At 61.1% G+C, this 16671-nt stretch carries 19 protein-coding genes; 8 read left to right on the top strand and 11 right to left on the bottom strand.

The window, feature by feature from the left end; translation table 11 throughout:
* The 3 genes from AAC126_RS18075 to AAC126_RS18065 form a co-directional block, all read left to right on the top strand.
* Positions 1-533, top strand: a 533-nt coding sequence (locus AAC126_RS18075; protein WP_339855909.1) for a DUF3426 domain-containing protein, incomplete at its 5' end; no start/stop codon positions are given.
* A 146-nt stretch (positions 534-679) separates the two neighbouring features.
* Positions 680-1567 carry a class I SAM-dependent methyltransferase gene (locus AAC126_RS18070; protein WP_339855907.1) on the top strand — a complete coding sequence of 296 codons (888 nt, stop codon included), beginning with the start codon at positions 680-682 and terminating at the stop codon, positions 1565-1567.
* Between the two features lie 24 nt (positions 1568-1591).
* Positions 1592-2503: a cyclic nucleotide-binding domain-containing protein gene (locus tag AAC126_RS18065; RefSeq protein ID WP_339855905.1), complete on the top strand. Its 912-nt coding sequence runs from the start codon at positions 1592-1594 to the stop codon at positions 2501-2503.
* 32 nt (positions 2504-2535) lie between these two features.
* Here AAC126_RS18065 and AAC126_RS18060 read toward each other — a convergent pair whose 3' ends face one another.
* The 4 genes from AAC126_RS18060 to argH all read right to left on the bottom strand — a co-directional run bounded on the left by AAC126_RS18060 (position 2536) and on the right by argH (position 8246).
* Positions 2536-5205: a TIGR02302 family protein gene (locus tag AAC126_RS18060; protein ID WP_339855903.1), complete on the bottom strand. Its 2670-nt coding sequence runs from the start codon at positions 5203-5205 to the stop codon at positions 2536-2538.
* 166 nt (positions 5206-5371) lie between these two features.
* On the bottom strand, positions 5372-6619 hold the full coding sequence (gene lysA / locus AAC126_RS18055) for a diaminopimelate decarboxylase (protein WP_339855901.1): 1248 nt from the start codon (positions 6617-6619) through the stop codon (positions 5372-5374).
* Positions 6620-6661: 42 nt separating this feature from the next.
* On the bottom strand, positions 6662-6808 hold the full coding sequence (locus AAC126_RS18050; protein WP_339855899.1) for a hypothetical protein: 147 nt from the start codon (positions 6806-6808) through the stop codon (positions 6662-6664).
* Between the two features lie 22 nt (positions 6809-6830).
* A complete protein-coding gene (gene argH / locus AAC126_RS18045) occupies positions 6831-8246 on the bottom strand; it encodes an argininosuccinate lyase (RefSeq protein ID WP_339855897.1) in 1416 nt (471 codons plus the stop codon).
* A 16-nt stretch (positions 8247-8262) separates the two neighbouring features.
* Between argH and AAC126_RS18040 the strand changes: the two genes are divergently transcribed.
* A complete protein-coding gene (locus AAC126_RS18040; protein ID WP_339855895.1) occupies positions 8263-8829 on the top strand; it encodes a TlpA disulfide reductase family protein in 567 nt (188 codons plus the stop codon).
* A 52-nt stretch (positions 8830-8881) separates the two neighbouring features.
* On the top strand, positions 8882-9916 hold the full coding sequence (locus AAC126_RS18035; RefSeq protein WP_339855893.1) for a TAXI family TRAP transporter solute-binding subunit: 1035 nt from the start codon (positions 8882-8884) through the stop codon (positions 9914-9916).
* 87 nt (positions 9917-10003) lie between these two features.
* Here the strand turns inward: AAC126_RS18035 and AAC126_RS18030 are convergent, their stop codons facing one another.
* The 6 genes from AAC126_RS18030 to AAC126_RS18005 all read right to left on the bottom strand — a co-directional run bounded on the left by AAC126_RS18030 (position 10004) and on the right by AAC126_RS18005 (position 13947).
* Positions 10004-10231 carry a hypothetical protein gene (locus tag AAC126_RS18030; RefSeq protein ID WP_339855891.1) on the bottom strand — a complete coding sequence of 76 codons (228 nt, stop codon included), beginning with the start codon at positions 10229-10231 and terminating at the stop codon, positions 10004-10006.
* A 135-nt stretch (positions 10232-10366) separates the two neighbouring features.
* Positions 10367-11242 carry a 3-hydroxybutyryl-CoA dehydrogenase gene (locus tag AAC126_RS18025; RefSeq protein ID WP_339855889.1) on the bottom strand — a complete coding sequence of 292 codons (876 nt, stop codon included), beginning with the start codon at positions 11240-11242 and terminating at the stop codon, positions 10367-10369.
* A 91-nt stretch (positions 11243-11333) separates the two neighbouring features.
* Entirely contained in the window at positions 11334-12269 is a 936-nt protein-coding gene (locus AAC126_RS18020) for an FAD-binding protein (protein ID WP_339855887.1), read from the bottom strand.
* Positions 12269-13018 carry an electron transfer flavoprotein subunit beta/FixA family protein gene (locus AAC126_RS18015; RefSeq protein ID WP_339855885.1) on the bottom strand — a complete coding sequence of 250 codons (750 nt, stop codon included), beginning with the start codon at positions 13016-13018 and terminating at the stop codon, positions 12269-12271. Before AAC126_RS18015 ends, AAC126_RS18020 begins: the two co-directional genes overlap by 1 nt.
* Before the next feature lie 125 nt (positions 13019-13143).
* On the bottom strand, positions 13144-13713 hold the full coding sequence (locus tag AAC126_RS18010) for a cob(I)yrinic acid a,c-diamide adenosyltransferase (protein ID WP_339855883.1): 570 nt from the start codon (positions 13711-13713) through the stop codon (positions 13144-13146).
* 39 nt (positions 13714-13752) lie between these two features.
* Complete coding sequence (locus tag AAC126_RS18005; RefSeq protein WP_339855881.1) at positions 13753-13947, bottom strand: twin transmembrane helix small protein; 195 nt, start codon at positions 13945-13947, stop codon at positions 13753-13755.
* A gap of 472 nt (positions 13948-14419) precedes the next feature.
* Between AAC126_RS18005 and AAC126_RS18000 the strand changes: the two genes are divergently transcribed.
* The 3 genes from AAC126_RS18000 to AAC126_RS17990 all read left to right on the top strand — a co-directional run bounded on the left by AAC126_RS18000 (position 14420) and on the right by AAC126_RS17990 (position 16315).
* The gene (locus AAC126_RS18000; RefSeq protein WP_339855879.1) at positions 14420-14944 is read left to right on the top strand and encodes a J domain-containing protein; all 525 of its coding nucleotides are present in this window, start codon (positions 14420-14422) and stop codon (positions 14942-14944) included.
* A gap of 176 nt (positions 14945-15120) precedes the next feature.
* Positions 15121-15438 (top strand): hypothetical protein, encoded by a 318-nt coding sequence (locus AAC126_RS17995; protein WP_339855877.1) that lies wholly within the window; start codon positions 15121-15123, stop codon positions 15436-15438.
* A gap of 28 nt (positions 15439-15466) precedes the next feature.
* Entirely contained in the window at positions 15467-16315 is an 849-nt protein-coding gene (locus AAC126_RS17990) for a DUF4743 domain-containing protein (protein ID WP_339855875.1), read from the top strand.
* Here the strand turns inward: AAC126_RS17990 and AAC126_RS17985 are convergent.
* Positions 16316-16671 (bottom strand): SDR family oxidoreductase (locus tag AAC126_RS17985; protein ID WP_339855873.1); only part of this gene is annotated, 356 nt, incomplete at its 5' end.

The following is a 16671-nucleotide window of genomic DNA, read 5'->3' as shown; positions in this document are numbered from 1 at the left end:
AAGAAGATCAGGAAGGCGTGTTCGGTGCGCCGCCGATCCCGCGCGGCCGCATGCCTCTGTCCCGGCCGCCAAAACGCCGGCGCAAGGGGCTGGTCGCGGCGGTCGCGGGCGTTGGCGTGCTGATCATACTCGCCATTCTGTTCGGCGCCCGCGGCTCCCTCGTCGCCGCCTGGCCGCCGATCGACCGGCTGTACGCCTCGATCGGGCTCGGTGTTCCGGTCATCGGCGAAGATCTGGTAATCCAGAATGTCGCCGCCTGGCGCAAGGCGGATGGCTCGATCGAGCTGCTCGTCATCAAGGGGGAAATCCGCAACCCGACGGAACAGATGCAGACCGTTCCCACGCTTGCCGGCAAACTGACGGGCACGCATGGCGACATCATGCAGGAATGGCTGTTCCGGGCGGAAAACCAGGTCATGTTGCCGGGCGAGAAGACCAGCTTCGAGTATGAGCTGCCGCAGCCCGGCGCCGATGCGGCGGAAGTCACCGTGACCTTCTCGGAAAAGACCCTCGGCGGCGGCCTCGGATATTAACTCCATTAACCGGGAGTGTAGCATTCCCGGTCCGCCACCGACGGCCCGGCATGACCGTGTTCCATTTGCCGTAACGGTTATTTAGCCCTAAAAACATTCTGCCCTGAATATCAGCAAAACTCTCATTTTATCGGGAAATTCCTACTATGGATGCCAATAGAGCCAGTTCGACAGCCTATACGGTCATGCAGGGGCTTTTATGGGCATCGAACCACCCGCATTATGCACCGCTGGTTGACGCCGATATCAGGCAATCAATACGGACCTTTCTATCGGCATCCCCCGAAGGACGGCGCCGCATTCAACAGGTGGAAGGCGTGATCTCGACACGCATGCTGCGCCTCTTTGAGAAGCTTCTCGCGCCCGGCATCAGCGTTCATTACGCGCTGCGGAAAAAGTTCTTCCTGAGCAACGTCGAAAAGCTGATTGCATCAGGCGCCCGGCAGGTCGTGAATATCGGCGCCGGCTTCGATCTTCTTGCCTGGAATTTGCACAAGAAATATCCGGACGTGAAATTCGTCGAGATCGATCATCCGTCAACCAGCCAGGAAAAAGTCGCGATCATCAATACGGTCTCGACACCGGGGGAAAACCTGTCTTTTCTGGCCTTCGACCTGTCAGAGGAAGGCCTGTACGCCGCACTTTCCTCTCAAAACATAATCGCACCGAACATCTCCACGGTCTTCATTTGTGAAGGCGTGTTCATGTATCTGGATGAAGGGTCCGTCATCAATACATTCAAGGACATTCAGAAATTCGACCCCAAAGCCGCTTTCCTTTTCACCGCACTGGCGCCGTTCGGATCCTCTGAAAATAATTCCACCTGGCTGCTACGCACCTACCTTCAGGTGAAGAAAGAACCTCTCGAATGGTGCATCGAACCCTCAGCAATTGAGGCGTTTCTGACAAGGATCTCCTTTACCTGCGATGCCATTCTGGATGATGAGAAAGCGTATCTGGAATATCTATCCCGCCCCCCGGAAACAGCTCTCCACAAGGGAGAGTTCATGGTCGCCGCGACGTCAAACATCTGATCACTCTTCCGAAAAAGTGCCTCAATGCCAATTCAGATAAAAATTGCCGACACCCCGGCCCTGCTGGACGCGCTTTATAAAGTCCGGCACGAAGTTTTCTGCACCGAGGAAGGCTTGTTTCCAGCAAAATCCGACGGCCGGGTTTTTGACCGGTTCGATGCCTATCCTACATCCACGAATATTGTCGCCGTCATCGATGGCAGGGTGATCGGCGGAATGCGTATCATCCTGGATTCGGACGTCGGCTTGCACGCTGATGATTATTACGATTACGGACCGATGATTCCGGCGGGCGCCGCCCGCGCGAGCGCGGGGCATTTCTGCATTCTCAAACAGTACAGATCGTCACAGGTCGCCTACGCGCTGATATTGATGGCCTGCTATTACGGCTGCTCACAAAATACAGACTGGGTTTTGGCGCCGGTCAATCCGTCGATCGGGCGGATGCTGAGACGGATAGGCTTCAAGAAGGCCGGTGACAGCTTCGAGGTCCCCGGAATCGCGGTTAAGGTATTACCGATGGTTCTGGATGTGCGTGACCTGCAGGACATGTTTATTGATTTCCTGCACCAGAATAATCTCTACAACTTTCTTCAATCCTACGAATGCCACATCTTCAATCCTGACGAGACGATCATCCGGGCAGGGGATGTGGGCGATATGGCCTACATCATCCTCGAGGGTGAGGTGCACGTGTTACACCCTGCCGATAACAGTGTTCTCGCTGTCCTTGGCGAGGGCGATATTGTCGGCGAGCTTGCGATCTTCATGGATGATGTGCGGACCGCGAATGTGATTGCCACCTCCCCCGTGAGGGCGATGACGCTGCATAAAGACGTCTTCCTGGAATTCCTGCGCTCCAACCCGGATGAGGCCCTCAATCAGCTCAAGCTGCTGGGCCGGCGCATGAAGACAATGGTCGCGAGTTACGGCTGACGCGCATCCGGGTCCTGAACGGTCAGGCCCGATCAGAACCGCTTCAGCAGCCGCTCGATATAATCCAGCTCCAGGCTCGGCCTGGAGCGGTCGCCCGAGCGTTCCCGCAACTCGTCGAAGATCCGGCGGGCCCGCTGGATATCGCTTTCCGTCGGGATCTCGACATCATTGTTGTCGTTGAAGCCGTAACCGGTGCGCCGCCGGTTCAGGGGATCGCCGTCCTCGCTTTCGAAATCGTCCTCTTCGGCGCTCTGCCCGTTCGGGTTTTCCTGCCCCTGACCGTTTGCCATCTCGCGCAGGGCCTCGTTCAGGGCTTCCGCGCCCTGCTGCATCTGGCTGAGGGCATCGCCCTGCGGACCGACAGCCTGCCCCGGCGCGTTCTCCCCAAGTGCTTCAGTCGCATCGCGCATGGATTGCTCGGCACCGCCAAAGCCTTCCGGGATCTGCCCGAGACCTTCACCGATCTTGCGCATGAACTCGCCAAGCTGCTTGCGCAGCCTTTCCTGCATGTCCGCCAGCTCCGCCGCCAGTTGCTCGGCCGTCATCTGGCCATCGCCCTGACCGGGTGACTGCCCCGGTTGCTGGCCGCGCTGCTGTTGACCGTTCTGACCGGGTTGCTGGCCCGGCTGTTGCCCCCGCTGACCCTGTTGCTGGCCCTGCTGGCCCGGCTGCTGGCCGCGCTGGCGCTGGTGTTGCTGGAAGGTTCGGTCCATCAGGTCGCGCTGCTGCTGGGACAGGTCTTTCAGCTGGCGCATCATTTCCTGCAGTGCCTGCTGCTGCGGCGACATCTGCTGCTGCTGCATGCCCATCCGCAGGTTTTCCATCATCTGCTGCAGTTGGGAGAGCATCTGCCGGGCCGCGTCGCGGGCACCGGTCTTTGCCATGTCCCGCATCTGGTCCAGCATCTTCATCAGATCCTCGCGGCGGACCATCTGGTTCGGATCCATCTGCTGACGCTGCATCTGATCGCCGCGCTGGGCCTGCTTCATCATCTGCTCGGCCATGGCCTGGAGATATTCGTCGATCGCTTTCTGCATTTCCTGCATCAGGCGCTCGATCTCCTCGTCGCTGGCATCACCGGCCAGTGCTTCCTGCAGCCTGCGCTCGATGTCCCGCAGCTTGCGCATCGCGGTCGACACCTCGCCATCCTCGATCCGCAGAGCGACATCCCAGAGCAGACTTTGCAGCGCCTCGATGCCTTCCGTATCCGGCGACGTGAAATAGAGCCTGTTCGCCGCCGTTTTCAGGCCGAGAAAGACAACAATGTCATGGAAATAGCGGTTTGGCCGGGCGGCAAGAGTCAGCAGGATTTCCGCGATATCGATGCGCTCTTCCGGCTCGCTCACCAGACGCTTGCGCTGCTGGATCACAGCGACCGCCACCGGATGATTGAAGATCCGCTCCGGCAGCACCATCTCGACCGGCGCGCTTGTCCCGGTCTGATCGAGATCGTCCGCCGCCTCGAGCGTGATGCTCACCTTGTGTCCGGCCCAGGGATGCGGGGTCAGGTCGTTGAAGCTGCGGCCGGTGATTTCCTTCCGCTCACCGGCAACCGCCGGCATGGCGATTTCAATCGGCGCCTCGTCGGTGATGCCGTCATCCCCGACGCGATGGATCAGCGCCCGGACCCGGGCCACGCCATAATCGTCTTCCGCCTCGTACCGCAGGACCAGCGCCTGCCGTTCGGACGCAGCCGGCGGCTCCATGAAGTCGACGGACGGCACCAGATCCGGCAACACATTGATGCGCCAGTCGGCCAGAGCCTCGCCGTCCTGCATCACGGCAAGCCGGGTGCCCCGGGAAATGGGTGTCTGTATCTGATGGCTTTCGGGTGCGATGGTCTCGAAGCTGACCCGCTCCGACATGCCTTGCGAGGCACCTTCCGCCGTCTTGTCGGCCGTGCCCGCAAGGGCGCCGTCCTCGATGATAAGTTCCGGCGTTTCCTCGCCGCCATTGACCGTCGCCAGAAAGCGGCTGCCAACCGGGATGGCAACGGTGTCCGGCTCCATATCTCCCGCTGTTGCGGCTTCCTGCCGGAGCGCCGACGGGCGGGAGAGCAGGATCGGGGCCATGCCGGTGTAATCCGGCGGGCTGACCCAGACATCCGCGAGCGAGGATGGTGCCGCCCCCGCGCCCCGCAGCTCGGGCGTCACCGCGGCCCGCAGCCGTTCGCCCGGATTCTGCCAGCCCGCAACGATCCCCATGAAAAGAATAAGCCCGACAAGAGAGCGCAAACCGAACGGATCGAGCCGTGCCGCAACCGGCTCCGGGCTGCCGACATGGACCTGACGGCGCACATCCCCGAGCCGCTTCAAATGCGCCTGCCAGAGCGCGGCTTCCGTCCGGCCGCCGCCCGCGACAGCGTCACTCAGGGCCGAGAGCGGCCGGTGACGCAGGCCCGACCAGCTTTCCAGCCGGCGCAGGATCTGGCTTTCGCCCGGCCAGGAGAAGGCAATGATCGCACGCCGAAGGGTCCAGAGAAAAAGCCCGAGTACGATGACGAGGAAGCCCGCCTGCAGCCAGCCGCCGCTGATCTGCCCAAGCGCCTGGGGCAGTTCGATCAGGGAAAATCCGAGGAACAGTCCGAGCAGGGCGAGCGGCCAGCGGAAGGCCGGGAAAAACCTCTCCCACGCCAGCACAAGACCGGTCGTCCATACCTTCAGCCGGTAGGAGAAGGAAGCCGTCTGGGCATCGTCACGCATGCAAAGACCCATCCCCGGCATTTCGCCGTGTCATCAGGGACGGATCCCGACCGCCTCCCCCGCTGGCTAGACCACCCGCGGCGGCACGGGAACCTGTCGATAACTCATACTCTCCCGGAGACGAACGCCCCGGTCAAGCCACGACAGGACAGCTAGCCCGGCCGGACTACTCTTCAAGAGCCAGCATTTCATCGAGCGTCTGACGGCGGCGGACAATTTTGTAGCTATCGCCATCGACCAGAACTTCCGGCACGAGCGGCCGCGAATTGTAGTTCGAGCTCATGACGGCGCCGTAGGCACCCGCCGATTTCAACACGATAAGGTCCCCGTCGCTGATCGGGCCAAGACGCCGCCCCCGCGCCAGGTAATCCCCGCTCTCGCAGATCGGGCCGACGATATCGGCCAGGCTGTCTTCCTGACCGGCAGCCGTTTCGGAGACGGTGACAATATCGTGATGTGCCTCATAGAGGGTCGGGCGGATGAGATCGTTCATGGCGCCGTCGACAATGACGAAGCGCCGGGCACCGCCCTGCTTCACGAACATGACGCGGGTCAGGAAGTAACCCTCGTTGCCGACCAGATAACGGCCCGGCTCGACCGACAGCCGGCACTCGAGATCGCCGACCGTGTCCTTCACGATCTCCGCATACTCGGCGAGATCCGGCGGCGTGCTGCCGTCATAGGAAATGCCGATCCCGCCGCCGAGATCAAGATGATCGACCTTGTAGCCCTGCTGGCGAAGATTGAGCGTCATGCCCCGCAGCCGGTCATAGGCGGCGCGGTACGGCGTGACATCCATCAGCTGCGAGCCGATATGCACAGACATGCTGCTGAGGCTGATATTTTCCAGCTCGGCCGCGAGCGCGAACATGTCCGGCGCCCGTTCGATATCGATACCGAACTTGTTTTCCTTGCGGCCGGTCGTGATCTTCGCATGGGTCTTGGCGTCGACATCCGGATTGACCCGGATCGCCGCCGGCGCGATCACGCCCTTGGAGGCGGCAACCTGGTTGAGAAGCCGGAGCTCGTTTTCCGATTCGACGTTGAACTGATGAATGCCCGCATCCAGAGCCGCCGCCATCTCGTCCGCCGTCTTGCCGACGCCGGCGAAAACGATCTTGTCCGCCGCGACACCGGCCCTGAGGCTGCGCTGCATCTCGCCGCCGGACACCACATCCATGCCCGCGCCCAATTCGCCGAACAGGCGGATTACGGCAAGGTTCGAATTGGCTTTCAAAGCGTAATAGATCGAGACCGGGAGACCCGCGAGCGCCCCCTCCAGGGCGCGATACCGCGCGGTCATTCCGGCTTTGGAATAAACGTAGACGGGGCTGCCCACATCTTCGGCGATACGGGCGAACGGAACCTGCTCAACAGTCAGGGCGCCGTCCACGTAGGAGACTTGCTCACTCATTTCATCAAACTTTCGGTCGGCTAACGTCTTCTGGATAACGCGTTATTGCGTCGGATAGGTGCGCGGGAAATCGGAAGATTGTCCGGAGGGCGGTTTGAGATTGCCCTTCTTGCCGCACGCGGTCTGGGTGAAGGCCAGACCGGCGAACAGGACCGCAAGCAGTCCAAACCGGGTCATCCGTTTCAACATCGCCCTCTCCCCTGTCCGCGCGTCAGCCGAGGAACCGGTCGCGGGCACGGGCGACCTGTTCACGCACATTGTCCGGAGCGGTGCCGCCATAGCTGGTCCGGCTCGACACCGAGGCATCGACCGTCAGTACGTCGAACACACCGTCCGTGATACCCGGCTCAACCGCCTGCATCTCCGCCAAGCTGAGATCTTCTATACCGCAGCCCTTGTCCTCGGCCAGCTTCACGATTGTGCCAGTGACATGGTGCGCCCGGCGGAACGGCATGCCTGCCGCCCGGACAAGCCAGTCGGCCAGATCGGTCGCGGTCGGGAAACCTGCCTTCAGGGAGGCCCGCATGGGTCCCTCATTGGCCTTCATGTCGCGGATCATGCCGGCGGTCGCGGCGATGCAGAGACCGAGCGAGTCGACCGCGTCGAACACCGGCTCCTTGTCTTCCTGCATGTCCTTGCCATAAGCGAGCGGCAGGCCCTTCATGACGATCAGCAATGCATTCAGATCGCCGATGATCCGGCCGGACTTGGCCCGCACCAGCTCCGCCGCGTCCGGATTGCGCTTCTGCGGCATGATCGAGCTGCCGGTGGTGAAGGCATCTGACAGCGTGATGTAATTGAACTGCGCACTGGTCCAGATCACGATCTCTTCGGCCAGACGCGAGAAATGCGTGGCGCAGATCGACATGGCCGAGAGGAACTCGAGCGCGAAGTCCCGGTCGGACACGGCGTCGAGCGAGTTCGCCGCAGGCCGGGCGAAGCCGAGCGCTTCCGCCGTTTTGTGCCGGTCGATCGGGAAGGACGTGCCGGCCAGCGCCGCTGCACCAAGCGGGCATTCGTTCATCCGCTCCCGGCAATCCCTGAACCGTCCGAGGTCGCGGCCGAACATCTCGACATAGGCCAGCAGATGGTGCCCGAAGGTGACCGGCTGCGCCGTCTGCAAGTGGGTGAAGCCCGGCATGACCACGGCGGCATTACGTTCGGCCTGATCAACCAGCGCCTCGATCAGCCCCGTCAGGCTCGCATCGACGGAGTCGAGCGCGCCACGAACCCAGAGCTTGAAATCGGTCGCCACCTGATCGTTACGGGAGCGTGCCGTATGCAGCCGTCCCGCCGCATCGCCGATCAATTCGGCCAGCCGGTTCTCCACATTCATGTGGATATCTTCCAGCGCGCGCGAGAATTTGAAGCTGCCGTCACGGATCTCCGCGTCGATTTGCTCTAGACCCAGACGGATTGCCTTACCATCTTCTGCGGTGAGCACCCCTTGGGCCACGAGCATTTCAGCATGGGCGATCGAGCCCTGGATGTCCTGGGCCGAGAAGCGCTTGTCGAAGCCGATCGACGCGTTGATCTCTTCCATGATCGCCGCAGGGCCGGATGCAAAGCGTCCACCCCAGATCGTGCTGGCGCCGTCGTTCTTGGGGTCGTTGTGCCGTTTGTTCATTTAGGGAGTTGCCCCGGTGTCTTGGATTTCATCAGTAGCGGTCAAGAAAACACTATTCGCCGGCCTCGCCGCAGCTTTCATGGCTGCGATTGCCGGTTCCGCCGAAGCCGAGCCCCCGCTGGTAGGCGACATGGTCAAGTTCGTGCCCAGCGCCGGGGACCGGACCGCGCCGGACACCCCCTTCATAAGCGCCACGGGCGAAGCCATCAAGCTGGACTCGTATCGCGGGAAGACCGTTCTGCTGAATTTCTGGGCCACCTGGTGTGCGCCCTGCGTCAAGGAGCTGCCGGCACTGGACCGGCTGAGCGCCGAGCTGGCCAGTGACAGGTTCGAAGTGCTGCTGGTTTCAATCGACCGCGGCGGCGCCCGTGTGTTCGAGCCTTTCCTTGAAAAACACGGGATCAGCAACCTCACCTCCGCCGCCGACAAAAAAGCCGAGTTGCTGCGCGCCTTCAAGGCTCCCGGCCTGCCAACCAGCTTCCTGATTGCCCCCAACGGCGCGATCAAGGGCCGGCTGGTCGGAGACGCGGAATGGGATTCCGCAGCCGCGAAAGATCTGATTAACTATTATGCTTCAAACTGATAGTCGGTATAGTTAGTTACATCACTCACCGCCTGACCAAGACCGGAAGACGATGACTCAGATCCCCCGCCCGTACTTCATCCTGATTGTCATGATCCAGGCTGTGGTGCTTGCGGGAAGCGGGGTCACCGGAAGCAGGCCCGCCGCCGCCCAGAATCAGATGATTTTCTTCCAGATCGCCACCGGCGGCGTGGACGGAACCTATTATCCGCTCGGCACGGCAATCGCGAATGCCATCTCCCTCCCCCCGGGCTCGCGTCCCTGCGAAGAGGCCGAGGAATGCGGTGTGCAGGATCTTGTCGCTTCCGCGCAAAGCTCAAACGGGTCAGTCGATAATGTGAATGCGGTGGAAGTCGGTCTCGTCAGCTCCGCCTTCGCCCAGGCGGACATCGTCTATGCGGCTTATTCCGGTACCGGACCGTTCGCCGGGAAACCGCCCATGACCAAATTGCGCGCCCTGGGGCACCTCTATCCCGAGGTGCTGCACGTCCTCGCCCGCAAGGAAGCGAAGATCAACAGCGTGCGGGACCTGATCGGTAAAAGGGTTTCGATCGATGAGCCCGGATCGGGGCTTCTCGTGATGGTGCGGGATATTTTCGCGGCCTACGGCATCGACGAGAACGACATGACCGCGTCATACCTCAAGCCCGGCCCTGCGGTGGACATGCTTGCCCGGGGCGAGCTGGATGCTTTGTTCCAGATTTCCGGGATGCCCAGCCAACTGGTGGCCAGCACAGCGGAAAACCGCGATATCACTCTCGTTACACTGGACGGCCCGCCCGTCGGCAAACTGCTCGACACACACCGGTTCCTGGCGCGCTACACCATTCCGGAAGGCACCTACCAGGACGTCAAGGAAGTGGAAACACTCTCCGTCGGCAGTCAGTGGATTGTCTCGGAAAGCCTGCCCGAAGAGCTGGTATACGATATCTGCCGCGCTCTCTGGAACAAGAACACGCGCCGGATCATGGACGAGGGCCATCCCCAAGGCCGCAACGTCAAACTCGAATCCGCACTCGACGGTATCGCTATCCCGCTGCATAGCGGGGCAGAGCGCTGTTATCGCGATCTCGGTGTCTTACAATAACAAACGAGGCACGGAGAAACCGGTGACATGACAGGATCACGTCATCGGTTGCCAGTCCCCCGAAAACAGCGCGTCTAGCCTGCTCTGTCAGTGCACCGAGAACGAATGGGCTTCGTTGATTGCGCGCCCTTTTATGCGTTTGCGAGTATAGGGATCGAGATTGTCAAAGCGCTGCTGCGCAAAGATGAGATCAATCGCGCTTCCCGAATTGAGGGCAGCACTAAGCGCGTCCGCGACATGACTTTCGCGTCCGGTAATATCCGCCACTGATATCTGGAGAAGCCGTAATGCCTTTTCGGCAACCGATACGGTCATGGTCCAATCCTTCCTTCTAAAGGATATATATTCCCTACCGTTTTGGTAGGTTCGACAGTTGTAGATAAAATTTTATCGAATTACAAGGCATTTTCTGCCTATTCGGCAAAATGTGCCGGGCACCGCCGCGTAAACTCAGCGGGTCGGCACCGGCTCATCGCCGGAATAATCATAGAAACCGCGGCCTGTCTTGCGCCCGAGCCACCCGGCCTCGACATATTTCACCAGCAGCGGGCACGGCCGGTACTTGCTGTCCGCCAGCCCGTCATAGAGCACATGCATGACGGCAAGGCAGGTATCGAGACCGATGAAATCGGCGAGCTGCAACGGCCCCATCGGATGATTGGCGCCGAGCTTGAGTGCGGTATCGATGGAGTGCACCGAGCCGACGCCTTCATAGAGCGTGTAGATCGCCTCGTTGATCATCGGCATCAGGATGCGGTTCACGATGAAGGCCGGGAAGTCTTCCGCGACGGACACGGTCTTGCCCAGCGCCAGGGCCAGCGCCTCGACCGCTTCGAACGTATCCTGCTCGGTGGCGATGCCCCGGATCAGCTCGACAAGCTGCATCGCCGGCACCGGGTTCATGAAATGCATGCCGATGAACCGGCCCGGCCGGTCCGTGACGGCGGCGAGACGGGTGATCGAAATCGAGGAGGTATTGGTGGCGATGATCGCAGCGGGCGAGAGATGCGGCACCAGCGTCTTCAGGATCTCGCGCTTGATCGATTCATCCTCGGTGGCCGCTTCGACGACGAGGTCGCAATCCCCGAAAATACCGTAATCGGTACTTGTGGTAATTCTGGCCAAGGCCGCGGCAACGTCGGCATCCCCGACCTTGCCCCGCGCGGCCTGGCGGTGCATGTCCCGCTCGATCTTTTCCATGGCTTCAACGAGCCGGGACTCTTCAAGATCAAGCAGACGGACATCGAAGCCCGAAAGCGCGCAGACATGGGCGATACCGCCGCCCATCTGTCCAGCTCCGATCACACCGATCGTGCGCAGCTCCATATTACCTCTCCCCGGTCTCTCCGGGCGGCCGCTTCGAGGCCGGCCGGTGACGGGCAGCATGGGACGCCCGTCACCGCTTGGCTGTCAAGTATTAGCCGTCCAGTTCCTTGCTCAGGGCCGGAACGGCCTCGAACAGGTCAGCGACGAGGCCGTAATCGGCGACCTGGAAGATCGGCGCTTCCTCGTCCTTGTTGATGGCGACGATGACCTTGCTGTCCTTCATACCGGCAAGATGCTGGATCGCACCGGAAATGCCGACAGCGATATAGAGGTCCGGTGCCACGACCTTGCCGGTCTGGCCGACCTGGTAATCGTTCGGCACGAAGCCCGCATCGACGGCGGCGCGCGAGGCACCGACGGCGGCGCCCAGTTTGTCCGCAACCTCTTCCAGCATCGCGAAGTTCTCGCCGTTCTGCATGCCGCGACCGCCGGAGATGACGATCTTGGCGGAGGTCAGCTCCGGGCGCTCGGAGCTGCTGAGCTCGGCACCGACATAGCTGCTGAGACCGGAATCGCCCTTGGCATCGGCGGCTTCGACAGCGGCGGAGCCGCCTTCGGCAGCGGCCGCGTCGAACGCCGTGGTCCGTACGGTGATGACTTTCACCGCGTCGGAGGACTTCACCGTGGCCATCGCGTTACCGGCATAGATCGGACGCACGAAGGTGTCCGCATCGACCACGCCGGAGATCTCGGAGATCTGCTGCACGTCGAGCAGGGCCGCGGCGCGCGGCAGCACGTTCTTGCCGAAGCTGGTGGCCGGGGCGAGAACATGGCTGTAACCGGCGGCGAGAGCCACGACCAGCGGTGCAACATTCTCTGCCAGACCGTTGGCGTATTCCGCTGCATCTGCATGCAGAACCTTGGAAACACCGGCGATCTTGGCGGCAGCGTCCGCGGCAGCAGAAGAACCGCTTCCGGCCACGAGCACGGTCACGTCGCCGCCGATTTCGGCAGCGGCGGTCACGGTGTTCAGGGTGGCGGGGGCGATTTCCGAATTATCGTGTTCGGCAACGACGAGAACGCTCATCAGATCACCTTTGCTTCAGTACGCAGTTTCGAAACCAGCTCGGCAACGTCGGCGACCTTGACGCCGGCTTCGCGCTTGGCCGGTTCCTCGACCTTGAGGGTTTCGAGGCGCGGCGCCGGATCGACACCGAGATCGGCCGGCGACATCTGGTCGATCGGCTTCTTCTTCGCCTTCATGATGTTCGGCAGCGAGGCATAGCGCGGCTCGTTCAGACGCAGATCCGTCGTCACGATGGCCGGCAGCTTGAGCGTGATGGTCTCGAGACCACCGTCGATCTCGCGCGTGACCTTGGCTTCGCCCTCACCCATTTCGATCTTCGAGGCGAAGGTTGCCTGGCCCCAGCCAAGCAGCGCGGCCAGCATCTGGCCGGTCTGGTTGGCGTCGTCATCGATGGCCTGCTTGCCCAGGATGACAAGTTCCGGCTGTTCCTTGTCGACCACGGCCTTCAGCATCTTGGCGACGGCCAGCGGCTCCAGATCGCCATCATGCAGCACATGGATACCCCGGTCGGCGCCCATGGCGAGCGCGGTACGGATGGTTTCCTGGCACTGCTGGGCACCCAGCGATACGGCGATAACCTCGGTCGCTGTGCCAGCTTCCTTGAGGCGGATCGCCTCTTCGACGGAAATCTCGTCGAACGGATTCATGGACATTTTGACGTTGGCGAGCTCGACCCCGGTCTGATCCGCTTTCACGCGAACCTTGACGTTGTAGTCGATGACCCGTTTGACGGGCACGAGAACCTTCATGGCGACCCCGGTATAGATTTCAGTTTCAACAGCGGCACTCGGTCATAGGCGAAGCGTTTTTCGCCTGTCAAGCTGACGCCGCCGCCTTATGCCCTTTATACGACATCCGGCAACGTGGCGGCTTTTCAGCGATTTTCACCCGGAACCCATAGCACATCGCCTGCTCCGTCATCATTGATATGCCGAGCAAGCACGAACAAATGGTCCGATAGACGATTGATAAACTTGATAGCATCCGCACTGACAGCCTCTTCTTCGGCCAATGCGGTCATGGACCGTTCCGCCCGTCGCGCCACCGTGCGCGCCAGGTGCAGATAGGCCGCGGCAGGCTTGCCGCCCGGCAAAATAAAAGAATCCAGCGGCTTCAGCTTGCCGTTCATGGCGTCGATCTCGTGCTCCAGGCGCTCGACCTGGGCGATATCAATGCGAAGCGGCGTCCATTTCGGGTTTTCCTGCTCCGGCGTTGCCAGATCGGCACCGAGATCGAAGAGATCGTTCTGAATCCGGGCCAACATGGCATCCACTTCCGGATGCCCGCCCGTATGCAGCCGGGCGAGACCGATAACACTGTTCGTCTCGTCCACCGTGCCATAGGCTTCAGGCCGGAGCGCATGCTTCTTGACCCGGGTGCCATCGCCCAGCGACGTCTCGCCGGCATCCCCGCCGCGGGTGTATATTTTGGTCAGCCGAACCATCTGAACGCCCCCGAAACTATTTTGCGAAGAGCTGTCGCGTCAGCGGCTCAAAGCCAGTGCGATCATGAACATAACAACCGCAACGAATTGAAATAACACACGATATCGCATCAGCTTGTTCGAACGCCGGGGCGCGTCCGGCCCGCCACGGGCCATGGACACAAGGCCGCCGAAGAGCGTGCCAAGCACGAGCAACAGCGAACAGGCCATCAGGATGATTACAAAAACATTCATGCGTCCCATATAGAACGCAGGGCCGCGATTGACCAGTGCCGAAGGGTCATGGCGGCAATCCGTCACAGCACAGACGCGAAACGATTTGATGCAAATGCCGTTTAATTCTGATCCAAAATTTACCCAATGTTAAACAATCGGACCGAGATCGAAACAGATTTAACATTTCGTAACTCCATTATGAGTTGATTCACTCCCTTTTTCCGAAATACACTTCCTGAATGGCCCCAAGATTTGCTATTCGAAGCCCGTGACCCCCAATTTATAGTAGGATACCTGACTTCAGATGCCTGACGATTCAGCCTTGAATTATGCAACTGCAAACTACAAAAACGATGTGATTTCAACAAATTACAAGAAAAGTCAGTCTTACATCGTCCCGTGCTCGAGCAGCTTTCGGGACCGTGTAACGGCATTTGCAGATTCACAGGGCGCCAGTGTTGCCGATCTGGCCCGCGGCGTGTTGCTCCTGGTGCCCAACGAAACCGTCATGGCGACAGACGATCCCGGCGAGCCCGACCCCGGCGACCGGGAAGTGGTGAAACTCCAGTCCGGCCCGTCGAAAGGCCGCACTCTGCGCCGGAAACCGCGCTTGCAGCTGCGCTTGCCGATTGGCTACGACATTGCCCGCCTGCGCCGCGCCCTGTCGCTTGCGTTGAAGATGGCCGAGGGGGAGAAGACTCTCAGCGTCGAGTCCGCAGGTGATCGCAAACAACGCAGCGATGATCAGGCAGTGCGCGCACGCCTGGAAGAAGATATCGAGCAATTACAGCGCATTATCGGCGACCTTGCCTTCGAGCCGCTGCGTGACGGGATCTCCAGCCGGAGCGAGGCGCTGCACGTTATGGGCTTTGCCCCGACCGCCGTGCCGGACCAGAAAGCCATTCGCGGGCGCTATCGCCGCCTGGCTCTGGTGTTCCATCCGGACTCCCCGTTCGGCGACCATCAGCGCATGAGCCAGCTCAACGAGGCCCTGGAGAAACTGACGCGTGCTTGACGTCAGCCCTCTTGACGGTTCCCCCGGGGCGCAATAAGTTCCGTTTCATGATGAATTATGCATTCCGGCGTCTGGCCGGTCGAATTATCGGGCGAATTAGCACCCCGGTCCTCTGATAGGGCCGGGCCAGTTGCTATTTTCCCTTATTCGACCCCCAAAGCCGGAGTGGTTTTGTCATGCAAGACGTTGTTGCGTCTCAATCTTTTCTCCCCAATTCTTCCGAAGCCAGCACCGAGACGGATGTGACCGCCTGTTTTTCCGTTCAGGCCGTCGCCGATCCCTCGGTCATGCCGCGCGTTCTCGAGCTGTTTGCCAAGCGCGGCCTGATCCCTTCCCGGTGGCACAGCGATCTCGGCGGCCGGCGCCGGGACGAGTTGACCATCGATTTGCAGGTCCAGGGCCTGACCCGTTCCCAGCGCGACCACACGGCGGCCATCCTGCGCGGCATGGTCTGCGTGACGTCGGTTCTGGTGTCGGAAAAGCGTTACTCCTGATCCACCCCGCCGGCGGAAAGGTCTGCCGGTGAGCGGATATCTGCATTATCTGAAGGTCTGCAACGCCTATAACCCGGCCGATTACCGTCCCTGGTCGATTTCCGGGACGATGATCGGGCAGGTTCGGCACGCGGTTGCGGAGCGGCTGACTGACCTTGGCTTCAAGGATGAAGGCGGTGGCCTGACGCTTGAGCCGGCCTCCTTCGAGGAGCTGAGCGAAACCCTGGCCAAAGCGACAGACGGTCTGCGCACGGCCGGCCTCGCCGCCCCTCCCCGGGGTGAGCTTTATCCGCTGCTCGCCCATCCGGACAGCGCGCCCCTGGCTGCGCTGGACCGGGGCGCCGCCACCGAATTCGGCATCCTGAACAGGGGCTTTCACCTCAACGGCATTGTCCGGCGGGTGGACGGGACCTTCATGTGGGTCGCCCGGCGCGCCCGCAACAAGACGACCTATCCCGGCAAGCTGGACAACATGGTCGCGGGCGGCCATCCGCTCGGCATCTCCCCGTTCGACAATCTGCTTAAGGAATGCCACGAGGAAGCGGGCATCCCGCCGGAAATCGCCGCGACGGCACGGCCGACCGGCACCATCAGCTACCAGATGGGCGTTCCGTCCGGTCTCCGGCGTCACATGTTCTATACCTACGATCTGGAACTCGATCCGTCCTTCGTCCCGCAGCCGATAGACGGCGAGGTCGAGAGCTTCGAGCTGATGCCGATCGGGCAGGTCATGGAGATCGTCGAGAGCGACCCCGACGCCTTCAAATACAACTGCAACCTCGCAAACATCGACTTCCTGGTCCGGCACGGCTTCATCGCCCCGGACCATCCGGATTATTTCGAGATTGCATCGGGTTTGCGCCACCCGCTTTTCTGATCAGACGGAGCGGGTAACCCCGCCGTCGATCCGCAGGTTCTGGCCGGTCATATAGCCGCCTTCGCTTGAGGCAAGCCAGGAAATCAGCGAGGAGACCTCTTCGGCACGGCCATAGCGTCCGAGCGGAATGCGTGCCTTTCGGTCCTCTTTCTCCGGCAGGCTGTCGATGAAGCCCGGAAGAACGTTGTTCATCCGGATATTGTCGGCTGCGTAGCGATCTGCGTAGAGCTTGGAGAAAGCAGCCAGACCGGCCCGGAACACCCCGGATGTCGGGAACAACGGGTCAGGCTCGAAAGCGGCAAAGGTCGAGATATTGATGATCGCGCCACCGCCCTGCGCCTGCATCAGCGGCGTGA

This window comes from uncultured Nisaea sp. (genome assembly GCF_963974195.1).
Taxonomy (GTDB): domain Bacteria; phylum Pseudomonadota; class Alphaproteobacteria; order Thalassobaculales; family Thalassobaculaceae; genus Nisaea.
The sequence above is the reverse complement of the archived record's forward strand: the minus strand, read 5'-3'. Positions and strand labels throughout refer to the sequence as shown.

Bases quoted from the DNA above. Each gene is read 5' to 3' on its own strand.
- lysA (WP_339855901.1), bottom strand. From the start codon at position 6,619: ATGAGTGAGCAAGTCTCCTACGTGGACGGCGCCCTGACTGTTGAGCAG.
- AAC126_RS18070 (WP_339855907.1), top strand. From the start codon at position 680: ATGGATGCCAATAGAGCCAGTTCGACAGCCTATACGGTCATGCAGGGG.
- AAC126_RS18005 (WP_339855881.1), bottom strand. From the start codon at position 13,947: ATGAATGTTTTTGTAATCATCCTGATGGCCTGTTCGCTGTTGCTCGTG.
- AAC126_RS18030 (WP_339855891.1), bottom strand. From the start codon at position 10,231: ATGACCGTATCGGTTGCCGAAAAGGCATTACGGCTTCTCCAGATATCA.
- AAC126_RS18020 (WP_339855887.1), bottom strand. From the start codon at position 12,269: ATGAGCGTTCTCGTCGTTGCCGAACACGATAATTCGGAAATCGCCCCC.
- AAC126_RS18015 (WP_339855885.1), bottom strand. From the start codon at position 13,018: ATGAAGGTTCTCGTGCCCGTCAAACGGGTCATCGACTACAACGTCAAG.
- AAC126_RS17995 (WP_339855877.1), top strand. From the start codon at position 15,121: ATGCAAGACGTTGTTGCGTCTCAATCTTTTCTCCCCAATTCTTCCGAA.
- AAC126_RS18050 (WP_339855899.1), bottom strand. From the start codon at position 6,808: ATGTTGAAACGGATGACCCGGTTTGGACTGCTTGCGGTCCTGTTCGCC.
- AAC126_RS18065 (WP_339855905.1), top strand. From the start codon at position 1,592: ATGCCAATTCAGATAAAAATTGCCGACACCCCGGCCCTGCTGGACGCG.
- argH (WP_339855897.1), bottom strand. From the start codon at position 8,246: ATGAACAAACGGCACAACGACCCCAAGAACGACGGCGCCAGCACGATC.
- AAC126_RS18060 (WP_339855903.1), bottom strand. From the start codon at position 5,205: ATGCGTGACGATGCCCAGACGGCTTCCTTCTCCTACCGGCTGAAGGTA.
- AAC126_RS18025 (WP_339855889.1), bottom strand. From the start codon at position 11,242: ATGGAGCTGCGCACGATCGGTGTGATCGGAGCTGGACAGATGGGCGGC.
- AAC126_RS18010 (WP_339855883.1), bottom strand. From the start codon at position 13,713: ATGGTTCGGCTGACCAAAATATACACCCGCGGCGGGGATGCCGGCGAG.
- AAC126_RS18035 (WP_339855893.1), top strand. From the start codon at position 8,882: ATGACTCAGATCCCCCGCCCGTACTTCATCCTGATTGTCATGATCCAG.